General features: G+C 55.4%; 10 protein-coding genes. 6 read left to right on the top strand and 4 right to left on the bottom strand.

Going from position 1 to position 13,045, the window contains the following annotated elements:
• Positions 1 to 9: 9 nt before the first annotated feature.
• Positions 10 to 819: a Cof-type HAD-IIB family hydrolase gene (locus HV477_RS04735; protein WP_000217910.1), complete on the top strand. Its 810-nt coding sequence runs from the start codon at positions 10 to 12 to the stop codon at positions 817 to 819.
• A 77-nt stretch (positions 820 to 896) separates the two neighbouring features.
• On the opposite strand, the gene HV477_RS04730 is transcribed toward HV477_RS04735, so the two are convergent.
• The 4 genes from HV477_RS04730 to moeA form a co-directional block, all read right to left on the bottom strand.
• Positions 897 to 3,329, bottom strand: a complete 2,433-nt coding sequence (locus HV477_RS04730) for a glycyl radical protein (RefSeq protein ID WP_079899226.1) — start codon at positions 3,327 to 3,329, stop codon at positions 897 to 899.
• A 5-nt stretch (positions 3,330 to 3,334) separates the two neighbouring features.
• Positions 3,335 to 4,234: a glycyl-radical enzyme activating protein gene (locus tag HV477_RS04725; RefSeq protein ID WP_175064927.1), complete on the bottom strand. Its 900-nt coding sequence runs from the start codon at positions 4,232 to 4,234 to the stop codon at positions 3,335 to 3,337.
• Positions 4,235 to 4,511: 277 nt separating this feature from the next.
• Positions 4,512 to 5,261 (bottom strand): molybdopterin-synthase adenylyltransferase MoeB, encoded by a 750-nt coding sequence (gene moeB / locus HV477_RS04720; protein WP_000829278.1) that lies wholly within the window; start codon positions 5,259 to 5,261, stop codon positions 4,512 to 4,514.
• On the bottom strand, positions 5,261 to 6,496 hold the full coding sequence (gene moeA, locus HV477_RS04715) for a molybdopterin molybdotransferase MoeA (RefSeq protein WP_114063899.1): 1,236 nt from the start codon (positions 6,494 to 6,496) through the stop codon (positions 5,261 to 5,263). Before moeA ends, moeB begins: the two co-directional genes overlap by 1 nt.
• 203 nt (positions 6,497 to 6,699) lie before the next feature.
• On the opposite strand from moeA, the gene iaaA reads away from it, so the two are divergent.
• The 5 genes from iaaA to gsiD are packed head-to-tail and all read left to right on the top strand — an operon-like array spanning position 6,700 to position 12,989.
• A complete protein-coding gene (iaaA, locus tag HV477_RS04710; RefSeq protein ID WP_001030503.1) occupies positions 6,700 to 7,641 on the top strand; it encodes a beta-aspartyl-peptidase in 942 nt (313 codons plus the stop codon).
• A gap of 10 nt (positions 7,642 to 7,651) precedes the next feature.
• The gene (gene gsiA, locus HV477_RS04705; protein WP_001120589.1) at positions 7,652 to 9,523 is read left to right on the top strand and encodes a glutathione ABC transporter ATP-binding protein GsiA; all 1,872 of its coding nucleotides are present in this window, start codon (positions 7,652 to 7,654) and stop codon (positions 9,521 to 9,523) included.
• A gap of 32 nt (positions 9,524 to 9,555) precedes the next feature.
• On the top strand, positions 9,556 to 11,094 hold the full coding sequence (gsiB, locus tag HV477_RS04700; protein ID WP_000191439.1) for a glutathione ABC transporter substrate-binding protein GsiB: 1,539 nt from the start codon (positions 9,556 to 9,558) through the stop codon (positions 11,092 to 11,094).
• Between the two features lie 60 nt (positions 11,095 to 11,154).
• On the top strand, positions 11,155 to 12,075 hold the full coding sequence (gene gsiC, locus HV477_RS04695) for a glutathione ABC transporter permease GsiC (RefSeq protein WP_000936066.1): 921 nt from the start codon (positions 11,155 to 11,157) through the stop codon (positions 12,073 to 12,075).
• Between the two features lie 2 nt (positions 12,076 to 12,077).
• Positions 12,078 to 12,989, top strand: a complete 912-nt coding sequence (gene gsiD / locus HV477_RS04690; RefSeq protein ID WP_001236024.1) for a glutathione ABC transporter permease GsiD — start codon at positions 12,078 to 12,080, stop codon at positions 12,987 to 12,989.
• Positions 12,990 to 13,045 lie beyond the last annotated feature (56 nt).

Genomic DNA, 13,045 nt, shown 5'->3' with positions numbered 1-13,045 from the left:
AGCTTAAGTATGACCGTTAACGTTGTCGTTACAGATATGGACGGCACTTTTCTCGACGATGCCAAGCAGTACGATCGTGTACGCTTCATGGCGCAATACCAGGAACTGAAAAAACGTAATATCGAATTTGTGGTCGCCAGCGGTAATCAGTACTACCAGTTGATCTCCTTCTTCCCCGAGCTGAAAGACGAAATTTCCTTTGTCGCAGAAAATGGCGCGCTGGTGTATGAACATGGCAAGCAGTTGTTTCACGGGGAGCTAACCCGGCATGAATCGCGGATTGTGATTGGCGAACTGCTGAAGGATAAGCAGCTTAACTTCGTCGCCTGCGGTCTGAAAAGCGCTTATGTCAGCAAAAACGCTCCCGAGACTTTCGTGGCGCTGATGGCCAAACATTATCACCGCCTGCAGCCGGTAAACGATTATCACGACATTGACGATATCCTGTTTAAGTTCTCCCTGAATTTGCCCGATGAACAAATTCCGCTGGTTATCGACAAACTGCACGTATCTTTGGATGGCATCATGAAGCCCGTCACCAGTGGCTTCGGTTTTATCGACCTGATTATCCCGGGACTGCATAAAGCGAATGGCATCAGTCGTCTGTTAAAGCGCTGGAACAGGTCGCCACAGAATGTCGTCGCCATTGGCGACAGCGGTAATGATGCGGAAATGTTGAAAATGGCGCATTACTCTTTTGCCATGGGCAATGCCGCAGACAATATCAAAGCGCTTTCACGTTATCACACTGATGATAATAACCATCAAGGCGCGCTCAACGTCATTCAGGCCGTGCTTGACGGCACCGATCCCTTCTGATTAACAGGCCTGCGCAGGCCTGTTAAACGTAGCGCCATCAGGCAGTTCGGACATATTGCCGATGGCGCCAGGGCAAATTACAGCATATGTTCGGTACGGGCGATGATATCGTCCTGCGCGTCCGGCGACAGCGCGGTGAAGAAGGCGGAGTAGCCTGCCACACGCACGACCAGATCGCGGTACTGATCCGGATGTTTTTTCGCATCCAGCAGCGTTTCGCGTGACACGATGTTGTACTGAATATGCCAGCCTTTATGCACCTCAAAGAACGTCCGTAGCAGAACCATCAGTTTCTGTTTGTCGGATTCGTTTTCCAGCGTCGTTGGGTTCAGTTTCTGATTGAGCAGCACGCCGCCGAGAATGGAACCGGTAGGTAATTTGCCTACGGAACCGATCACCGCCGTCGGGCCGAGATGATCCGTACCTGATGCAGGGCTTGCGCCTTCCGCCAGCGGTGTATGCGCTTTGCGACCATCCGGGGTAGCCATAGTCGCGGCGCCAAATGGCACGTTTGCTGAGATAGAGGACGTACCGGCGTAATAGTTGCCGCCCACAGGGCCACGACCATAGCGCGGGTTATGGTATTGCTTCAGCTCATCAATATAGGTCTGATAAGCGCGCGCCAGCAGGGTATCGACACTGTCATCGTCGTTACCGTACTTCGGCGCGCCGTTAATCAGACGCTGGCGCAGCTGCTCATGGGGCAGCCCGTCAAAGTCATCGGCCAGCGCGGCGGCAAGCTGCTGTTGACCGATAACGCCCTGTTCGAAGACCAGTTTTTTCACGGCAGCGAGGCTGTTGCCCAGGTTGGCGATACCGACCTGGAGACCGGATACCCAGTCATATTTCGCGCCGCCTTGCTTGATACTTTTCGCGCGTTCAATACAGTCATCTACCAGCGCTGAGCAGAGAATATCGTGGACGTTCTCTTCCAGCATGGTGTCGACCACATACTCAATTTCGATCGATTTGCGCGTGTAGTAGCGAATTTGGGTATCCCAGGCGGCCATCACTTCGTCAAAATTGTTAAAGTTGCCTGCGGAGAGCGCCTTTTCCTGCGGCAGAAATACCTTGCCGCTGGTGGCGTCGCGACCGCCTTCCAGCGCCGCCAGCATGACGCGGGCGAAGTTAATAAAGCTCATGCCGGTGCAGCGATAACCCCATTTCCCGCCGACGGCGGTTTCGATACAGCCGATCGCCGCGTAATCGTAAGCGTCCTGTGGTTCGATCCCCAACTTGATAAATTCCGGGATGACGATTTCATCATTGTTAAACGCCGGCATCCCAAAGCCGCAGCGGATGACCTGGACGCAGGCGTCAAGGAAATCGTTACTCATTCCGGCGTGATAACGCACACTGAGGTTGGGCTGGGTAGAACGCAAACGTCCGCAGGACTCCAGAATGGCGTAAGACAGCGGATTCACTGCGTCCACTGGCTGACCGTTGATGAGATTCTGACCGCCAATGGTGACGTTTTGATACAGCGGGCTGCCCGCGGAAGCTTTGGAGTGCGAACTGGAGCGGATCTTGTTTACTTCCAGCAGTTTCAGCCAGCAGCTGTGCAGCAGTTCAATGGCGTGCTCACGATCCAGAGTCTGGTTTAGTTCGACATCGCGACGATAATAGGGGTAAAGATACTGGTCCATACGACCAAATGACACCGAGTGACCGTTAGACTCAATTTGTAGAATCAGTTGGATGAAGTAGCACAATTGCAGTGCTTGCCAGAAGGTCTGCGGCGGTTGGTGGGCGATCACCTCGCAGTTTTCGGCGATGGTAAGTAGCTCTTTACGACGGCTTTCACGGGACTCTTCGCCTGCCATCTGGCGCGCCAGCGCGGCAAAGCGCGTGATGTGCTGGCTTACCGCATCCAGCACAATATCAATCGCCTTCAGGAACTGCTCGCCATGCAGATCTTCCAGCACGGTAAGGTTGATGCGTGAGCGGCGCTCGGCGACTTTATCGCGCAGGCCATCAAGCCCTTTTTCCAGCAGCAGCGGGAAGTTCACCGCCAGGTGCGCGTCACCGGAAGTCATATTACCTTCGGCTTTGATAATGCCAGTCGCCAGAAGCCCTTTTTGTTCATCGGTAAACATGCCGTAGCAGCGATCCTGGACGGTTTGACCGCGCCACCATGGACAGACGTCGTGCAGAATACGCTTGTTTTCTTCACTTACGGAAAAACCTGCGCCGGGCCGGTCTGCCAGGTCGTCGATCTCTTTTTCAATCCACGAGACGGTATATTCCGGGAAAATCGGCGCGGCGCGGACTTCACTTGCCTGGTTGCCGACGATCAGTTCATCGTGTTTTATCCAGATAGTGCGTTCCGCCAGGTGATGGGCCAGCGCCAGCGCGCGGCGTACCGGAATCGGTTTATCCAGATGCTGCTGATACATTTCGGTATAATGCTGCGCGCGCTCGGTACAGACCGGCGGTTTCACGATATGTACCAGCGCGGTTTTGTGCGCCTTAATGCGGTCACTGAGCGTGTCCAGTTTCAGTTGGGTCATGATAATTATCCTCGTAGGGTCGCGGTTAAACCTTTTTGGCAGGCGTACTTCTGGGCAAAATCAAGTAACGCCGGTGCATCCAGTGGTTTATCCGGGGCATGATAGGGCTGACTGAGTAAGTGGTATTTATTGATGCCCAGCGTGTGGTAGGGCAGAAAATGAATTTCCCCGACGTGCAGTTCGTCGGCGGCAAAGTCGGTAATGGCTTTAATGGTCTCCTCATCGGCATTAAATCCCTGAATCAGCGGGACGCGAATCACCATTTTTTTGCCCGCGGCGGCGAGTTTCCTGAGATTTTCCAGCACCCGCGAGGCGCTGCCATCGGTCCACTGCTTAAACGGCCCGTCGGCGACATGTTTCAAATCAGCCAGAAACAGATCGATATAAGGCAGTGAGGGCGCAATGTATTTCCATGGAACATGCAGACAGGTCTCAACCGCCGTATGAATACCGGCGTCATGGCTGGCTTTAAACAGCTCTGCCGCCAGCTCCGGCTGCATAAACGGTTCGCCGCCGGAAAGCGTCAGACCGCCGCCGCTGCGATCGTAAAAAGGTTTATCGCGCAGTACCGTCGCCATGATTTCATCCACGCTTTTTATTTCGCCGCACACGGTTAACGCCTGTGTGGGGCAACAATGCGCCAGGACGGAAAAATGGGCGTCGGTCAGTTTCTCGCGATGGATGAGCAGGCCGTTTAGCGCGCGCTCAATGACGTCCGGCGCGGCTTGCGCGCACAGGTCGCATCCTTCGAGACACAGCCGCGCATCGTATAACAGATCCTGAGCGCAGGCGCGGCTTTCCGGGTTCTGGCACCAGCGACAGCCCAACGAACAGCCTTTGAGAAATACTACGGTACGGATACCGGGGCCATCGTGGGTAGAATAGCGCTGAATATTGAAGATCATAAACGGCCTCTCTTATTTCATATAAAGATTAAATTACTTTCGAATGAAAGTTATCTTGATGTGCGTCAACGAATGGAGAGGTTCTGACAAAGAGGCGTTAAATGAGGTACAACATCACGGTTTGAGGTTGTGGTATGGCGTTTAAGATGATGCCGCGCTGCTTGAGCCGATCGTCAGTCGGAGCTTGGGTAAGCTGGCTTTGCGTCTGATGACAGTAATTATCTGTTGATACAGCACGGCCATAAACCGTGCTTCGGTATGTTTATCCGTAAAGTGGCTACTGTCCGCAGACTTCACAGCCGGGGTTGCGTATCAACTTCATTTCGCGGAACTGACAGGTCATCGCATCGTACATGACGATTTTTCCGCTGGCAGGCTGACCGTAATGCGCCAGTAGCTTAATGGCCTCCATTGCCTGTAGCGAACCGATCACGCCAATCAGCGGCGCCATCACCCCTGCCTCTACGCAGGTCAGAGCGTTTTCGCCAAACAGACGGCTCAGGCAGCGGTAACAGGGTTCGTTTTCCCGATACGTAAAGACGGTAACTTGTCCTTCCATACGAATGGCCGCGCCGGAGATTAGCGGCACTTTCGCGGTATAGCACCCGGCGTTAAGTTGATTACGTACGCTAACGTTATCGGTACAGTCCAGCACCAGCGAATGCCCGGCAATCAGGCTGGTCATAGCGTCGTCGTCCAGCCGCGCGTTAACGGGCGTAATGGTAATATGCGGGTTGATACGCGCCAGCGCGTCGCGGGCGGACTCTACCTTTGGCTGCCCGACCGTGGCGTCGCTGTGCAAGGTTTGACGCTGGAGATTGGAAACGGAAACGGTATCAAAATCGAGTAGCGTCAGTTGCCCGACGCCAGCGCCGGCCAGATACTGCGTTGCCGCGCAGCCGAGTCCGCCCAGCCCGACCACTAATACCCGCGCATCTTTTAACGCTTCCTGCCCTTCAAAATCGAAGCCGCGCAGAATAATTTGTCGGTTATAGCGCAGCATCTCCTGGTCGCTAAGTTCCGCCATTACAGGCCTCCGAACAGAGCATTAAACGGCTCGACTTCCACCCATTCTCCCGGCTCAACATTGCCGCGTTCACGCTCCAGCACAATAAAGCAGTTGCCCAGACTAAACGAGCTGAAAATATGTGAACCCTGGTGTCCGGTGGTCGTGACCTCCAGTTCGCCGTTGGCGCTACGTTGCAGAATGCCGCGCTGGAAATCGAGACGCCCCGGCGTTTTCTTCAGGCGAGATGCTGTGCGTACACGCTGGCGCGGCGGTACAGCGCTTGCCGTGTTGCCGCCAAGCTTCGCCAGTAAAGGCTGAACCAGTTGATAAAACGTGAGCGCCGCAGAGACTGGATTCCCCGGCAGGCCACAGAACCAGCTATTACTGAGTTTGCCGAAGGCAAACGGTTTGCCTGGCTTGATAGCCAGCTTCCAGAAGGCGATTTCGCCCAGCTCCTCAAGGATGGTTTTGGTATAGTCCGCTTCACCAACCGAGACGCCGCCGGAGCTTATCACTACATCGGCCTGGCTGTCGGCGTCGATAAACGCGGCGCGAAGCTTACCGGGATCGTCAGGAATAATGCCTAAATTGATCACTTCGCAGCCAAGCTGTTGCAGCATCAAATGTATAGTTAGACGGTTAGTGTCATAAATTTGCCCCGCCTCCAACGGCTGGCCCGGAAGCTGGAGCTCGTCGCCGGTCGAGAACAGCGCTACGCGCACTTTACGTACAACCTGCGCATCGGCAATTCCCAGCGACGCCAGCACTGGCAGTTCGGCAGTAGTCAGGCGCGTACCGGCCGGAAAGACCACCGCATCCTGGCGAATATCCTCGCCGCGGCGGCGGATGTTTTGTCCGCAACGAACATCGGCGGTAAAACGCACGCCGTCATCGGTTTGTTCCGTCTGCTCTTGCATAACTACCGCCTCGCAACCTGTCGGCACCGGGGCGCCGGTCATAATGCGAATGCAGGTGCCCGCAGGCCACTCTCCCTGGTAAGGCTGACCGGCAAATGCTTTGCCGACGACGGGCAGCGGCTTATCGGCGGACAAATCCGCCATACGTACCGCATAACCATCCATAGCTGAATTATCAAAGCCGGGGACATCGAGGGGAGAAACGATATCGGTCGCCAGGATGCGGCCAAAGCAGTTCACCAGCGGCAACGTTTCTACGGCGGTGAGCGGGGTAATACGTGAAAGCATCTGGGTCAGCGCCGTTTCAAGCGGCATCAATCCGGCGGAAAATTCCATGAACATACTCCTGCGAGGCAAAATCGAATCCGGCTATTATGTCAGAAAACAGAGGCGGGCAGTATGCTACCTCGGTCTTAGAGACGGCCTTGCGCCTTTACATACCTTACGCATCTTTCTATATTCAAAAATCGAATGAATAACTCACAACAATTCTGATAGTTATAGTAAAAGTTGTGTGCCACCGTTAATGGACCCTAAAAATGAATAAAGCAGTGATTGCGATTCACGGCGGCGCAGGCGCGATTGCTCGCGCGCAAATGAGCCATGAGCAGGAGCTACGCTATATCCAGGCGCTGTCAGAGATTGTCGAAAGCGGGCAAAAGATGCTGGAAGCGGGTGACAGCGCGCTTGATGTAGTGACGGAAGCGGTGCGCCTGCTGGAAGCGTGTCCGCTCTTCAATGCGGGTATCGGCGCGGTCTATACCCGAGACGGAACTCATGAACTGGATGCCTGCGTGATGGACGGCAATACCCTGAAGGCCGGAGCCGTCGCGGGCGTGAGTCATGTTCGCCATCCTGTGCTCGCCGCCAGACTGGTGATGGAGCGCAGCCCGCATGTACTCATGGTGGGGGAAGGGGCGGAAAATTTTGCCTTTTCACAGGGGATGGCGCGCGTTTCGCCGGATATCTTTTCCACCCCGGCGCGTTACGAGCAATTGCTGGCGGCGCGTGCGGCGGGTGAAATGGCGCTCGATCACAGCGGCGCGCCGCTGGACGAAACGAAAAAAATGGGTACAGTCGGCGCAGTGGCGCGGGATAAATTCGGTAATCTGGCGGCGGCAACGTCTACCGGCGGGATGACCAATAAATTGCCCGGGCGCGTCGGCGACAGCCCGCTGGTCGGCGCCGGGTGTTATGCCAACAACGCCAGCGTCGCCGTTTCCTGTACCGGAACGGGAGAGGTCTTTATTCGCACGCTCGCGGCTTACGATATCGCCGCATTGATGGAATATGGCGGACTCAGCCTTGCCGACGCCTGTGAGCGCGTGGTGATGGAAAAATTACCGGCGCTGGGCGGCAGCGGTGGATTAATCGCCGTTGATCACGAAGGCAATGTCGCGTTGCCGTTTAACAGCGAAGGGATGTATCGCGCCTGGGGATATGCCGGGGATACGCCTACCACAGGAATTTACCGGGAATAAGGAGCCGCAGGTGCCGCACAGCGATGAACTGGATAGCCGCGATGTTCTGTCCGTCAGTGGCCTGAATATCGCGTTTCACCACGAAGGGCAACAGGTAGACGCCGTGCGTAATGTGTCATTACGCCTGAAGCGTGGAGAGACTCTGGCGATTGTCGGCGAGTCGGGCTCGGGAAAATCGGTGACGGCGCTGGCGTTAATGCGGCTGATTGAGCAGTCGGGCGCGAACGTGCGCTGCGGCGAAATGCTGTTGCGTCGGCGTAATCGCCAGGTGATTGAGTTGTCTGAGCAGAGTGACGCGCAGATGCGGCGTGTGCGCGGCGCGGATATCGCCATGATTTTCCAGGAGCCAATGACCTCGCTCAACCCGGTATTTACCGTTGGCGAGCAAATTGCCGAATCTATTCGTTTGCATCAGGGGGCCAGCCACGAAGAGGCGCTGGCGGAAGCGAAACGTATGCTCGATCAGGTACGGATCCCGGAGTCGCAGGCGATTTTATCGCGTTATCCGCATCAGCTTTCCGGCGGGATGCGCCAGCGAGTCATGATCGCGATGGCGCTATCCTGCCGTCCGGCGGTATTGATTGCCGATGAACCCACCACGGCGCTGGATGTCACTATCCAGGCGCAAATTCTGCAACTTATCAAAGTGTTGCAGCAAGAGATGTCGATGGGCGTGATTTTTATCACCCACGACATGGGCGTCGTGGCGGATATTGCCGATCGCGTGCTGGTGATGTATCAAGGCGAGGCCGTGGAAACCGGCAGCGTAGAGCAGATTTTCCATGCGCCGACGCATCCTTATACCCAAACGTTGCTGGCCGCCGTCCCTCAGCTTGGCGCGATGCGCGGCCACTCGCTGCCACGCCGTTTCCCGTTGATTTCCGCTGACGAACCGGCCCTTTATGAATCGCAGATTGAGCAAGACACGGTGGTGGAAGGCGAGCCTATTCTTCAGGTTCGGGGGCTGGTGACGCGATTCCCGCTGCGTAGCGGTCTCTTTAACCGCATTACGCGTGAAGTTCATGCCGTTGAGAATATCAGTTTCGATCTCTGGCCGGGCGAAACGCTATCGCTGGTGGGCGAGTCCGGTAGCGGAAAATCGACGACCGGACGCGCGCTGCTGCGGTTGGTTGAATCCCGGCAGGGGGAGATTATCTTTAACGGCCAGCGCATTGACACGCTGTCTGCGGGTAAACTCCAGCCGTTGCGCCGCGATATTCAATGTATTTTCCAGGACCCTTACGCCTCGCTCGACCCGCGCCAGACCGTGGGGTATTCCATTATGGAACCTTTACGGATTCATGGCCTGGGGCAGGGGGACGCTGCGGCAAAGCGCGTGGCCTGGTTGCTTGAGCGTGTCGGATTACGTCCTGAACATGCCTGGCGTTATCCGCACGAGTTTTCCGGCGGTCAACGTCAGCGCATCTGCATAGCTCGCGCGCTGGCATTGAATCCTAAAGTGATTATTGCCGATGAGGCGGTCTCCGCGCTGGATGTTTCCGTTCGCGGGCAGATCATTAATTTACTGCTCGATTTACAACGGGAAATGGGGATCGCCTACCTGTTTATTTCGCATGATATGGCGGTCGTGGAGCGAATTAGCCATCGCGTGGCGGTGATGTATCTTGGTCAAATTGTTGAGATGGGGCCGCGGCGCGCCGTTTTTGAAAATCCTCAGCATCCTTATACGCGTAAATTGATGGCGGCGGTGCCGGTTGCCGATCCCTCCAGACACCGGCCGCGGCGCGTTCTGCTATCAGATGATATACCCAGCAATATTCATAAACGTGGCGAAGAGACGCCCGCCGTTTCATTACAGTTGGTCGGGCCGGGACATTATGTTGCGCGGCCGCTGCAGGATAATGCGCTCTCGCGCTTATAACATTCAGACAGGCAGGGTTTCAGGAGAACAACATGACGCAATTTATTACGCATAAATGGCTGGCGGCGCTGGGACTGGCCTCATCCATTGCGGCTTTTCCGGCCCTGGCGGCCAAAGATGTGGTGGTGGCGGTAGGGTCTAATTTCACCACGCTCGATCCGTATGACGCTAACGATACGCTCTCGCAGGCGGTGGCGAAGTCATTTTATCAGGGGCTGTTTGGCCTGGATAAAGACATGAAGGTAAAAAACGTCCTGGCGAAAGGCTATACCGTTTCTGATGACGGTCTGACCTACACCATTACCCTACGGCAGGGGGTGAAATTTCAGGACGGCGCGGATTTTGATGCGGCGGCGGTGAAAGCGAATCTCGATCGCGCCAGCAATCCGGATAACCACCTCAAGCGTTATAACCTGTATAAAAATATCGCAAAAACGGAGGTCGTCGATCCGGCAACGGTAAAAATTACCCTGAAACAGCCGTTCTCCGCTTTCATTAATATTCTGGCACACCCGGCGACGGCGATGATCTCGCCGCAAGCGCTGGAAAAATATGGCAAGGATATTGGTTTTCATCCGGTCGGTACCGGTCCATACCAGCTTGAAACCTGGAATCAGACCGACTTTGTCAAAGTGAAGAAGTTCGCCGGTTACTGGCAGCAGGGCTTACCCAAGCTGGATTCTATTACCTGGCGTCCGGTTACTGACAACAATACCCGCGCGGCGATGCTGCAAACCGGCGAAGCGCAATTTGCTTTTCCTATCCCTTATGAGCAGGCCGCGTTATTGGCGAAAAATAAAAACCTCGAACTGGTCGCCAGCCCGTCCATTATGCAGCGTTATATCAGTATGAATGTGACGCAGAAGCCGTTTGATAATCCTAAGGTGCGTGAGGCGTTGAATTACGCTATCAATCGTCAGGCGCTGGTTAAAGTGGCGTTTGCCGGATACGCCACGCCGGCGACGGGCGTGGTGCCGCCGTCGATAGCCTATGCGCAAAGCTATCAGCCATGGCCCTATGATCCGGCTAAAGCGCGCGAACTGTTGAAAGAGGCGGGGTATCCAGACGGTTTCAGTACCACGCTGTGGTCATCGCACAACCATAGCACCGCGCAAAAAGTGTTGCAGTTTACCCAACAGCAACTGGCGCAGATTGGCATTAAAGCCCGGATAACCGCGATGGACGCCGGCCAGCGCGCCGCGGAAGTCGAGGGCAAAGGGCAAAAAGAGAGCGGCGTGCGAATGTTCTATACCGGCTGGTCGGCGTCGACGGGCGAAGCTGACTGGGCGTTATCGCCGCTCTTCGCATCACAAAACTGGCCGCCGACGCAGTTTAATACCGCTTTTTACAGCAACAAGCAGGTCGACAGCGATTTGGCGGCGGCCTTAAAGACCAACGATCCGCAGGAGAAAACACGATTGTACAAAGAGGCGCAGGATATTATCTGGAAAGAGTCGCCCTGGATACCGTTGGTGGTGGAGAAATTGGTTTCTGCGCACAGTAAAAATTTGACCGGTTTCTGGATTATGCCGGATACCGGTTTCAGCTTTGACGATGCGGATTTGAAGTAAGTAATGCGATGGGGCTGGATGGCGCGCGCGTTGTCCGCCATCCGGTAAAAGGTTCGTGTGATGCTTAACTATGTTCTCAAGCGCCTGCTGGGATTAATTCCTACGCTGTTGATTGTGGCAGTGCTGGTGTTTTTATTTGTTCATTTGTTGCCCGGCGACCCGGCGCGGCTGATAGCCGGACCGGAAGCCGACGCGCAGGTGATCGCGCTGGTTCGTCAGCAGCTGGGGCTTGATCAGCCGCTTCATGTCCAGTTTTGGCATTACATCACCCATGTTTTACAAGGCGATTTCGGGACGTCAATGGTTTCCCGCCGCCCGGTTTCTGAGGAGATCGCCAGCCGCTTTTTGCCGACGCTGTGGCTGACGATAACCAGTATGATATGGGCGGTGCTGTTTGGCATGGCGATCGGCATCGCCGCCGCCGTGTGGCGTAATCGCTGGCCTGACCGGGTAGGAATGACGCTTGCCGTGACCGGCATTTCTTTCCCGGCTTTTGCGCTGGGAATGTTGTTAATGCAGATTTTTTCCGTGGATCTGGGCTGGCTACCGACCGTGGGGGCGGATAGCTGGCAACATTATATTTTACCCTCCCTGACGCTTGGTGCGGCGGTGGCATCCGTCATGGCGCGTTTTACGCGCTCCTCGTTTGTCGATGTGCTGAGCGAGGATTACATGAGGACCGCGCGGGCGAAAGGCGTCAGTGAAACGTGGGTGGTGTTAAAACATGGCCTGCGCAATGCAATGATCCCGGTCGTCACCATGATGGGACTGCAATTTGGCTTTCTGCTTGGCGGATCGATCGTCGTTGAAAAAGTGTTTAACTGGCCGGGGCTTGGGCGGTTACTGGTCGACTCCGTCGACATGCGCGACTACCCCGTGATTCAGGCGGAAGTGCTGCTGTTTTCTCTGGAATTTATTCTTATCAACTTAGTGGTGGATGTCCTCTATGCCGCCATTAATCCGGCTATCAGGTATAAGTAAGGATGCGATTATTTAACTGGCGCCGTCAGGCGATTTTACATGCTATGCCGGTGGTAAAACCCGACCAGATACGCACGCCGTGGCGGGAGTTCTGGCGTCGTTTTCGCCGCCAGCATGTCGCGTTGGTCGCCGGGGGATTCGTACTGGCGTTAATTCTGGTGGCGATTTTTGCCCGCTGGCTGACGCCCTACGATGCGGAAAACTATTTTGACTACGATAGCCTGAACAATGGCCCCTCTTTGCAGCACTGGTTTGGCGTTGACTCGCTGGGAAGAGACATCTTTAGCCGGGTTCTCGTTGGCGCGCAGATCTCACTGGCGGCGGGCGTGTTCGCGGTATTTATCGGCGCGATAATTGGTACGGTGTTGGGATTGCTGGCGGGATATTATGAAGGCTGGTGGGATCGTTTTATTATGCGCATTTGCGATGTGCTGTTCGCCTTCCCCGGCATTTTGCTGGCGATTGCCGTTGTGGCGGTGTTAGGCAGCGGTATTGCTAATGTGATCGTTGCGGTGGCGATTTTTTCTATTCCGGCGTTTGCTCGTCTGGTGCGCGGAAATACCCTGGTCTTAAAACAGCAGACGTTTATTGAGTCTGCCCGCAGTATCGGCGCCAGCGACACGACGATTTTGTTTAGCCATATCTTGCCGGGAACGGTCTCGTCAATTGTGGTTTTCTTTACGATGCGTATCGGTACGTCAATTATTTCCGCGGCAAGCCTGTCATTTCTCGGATTAGGCGCGCAGCCGCCAACGCCGGAGTGGGGAGCGATGCTCAATGAAGCGCGGGCGGATATGGTCATCGCGCCGCACGTAGCGCTCTTCCCGGCGGTGGCGATTTTCCTGACTGTGCTGGCGTTTAACCTGTTAGGCGACGGGTTGCGCGATGCGCTGGACCCGAAGATTAAGGGGTAAGCCAGCCCGGTGGCGTTGACGCCTGGCGGGCCTGGAACGGGCTCGCCAGGCGGGAT

The sequence above is a fragment of the Salmonella sp. SG203 genome (assembly GCF_013350575.1).
Lineage (GTDB): Bacteria > Pseudomonadota > Gammaproteobacteria > Enterobacterales > Enterobacteriaceae > Salmonella > Salmonella enterica.
Note: the sequence above shows the minus strand (reverse complement) of the source record. Positions and strands in the feature narration are given on the sequence as shown.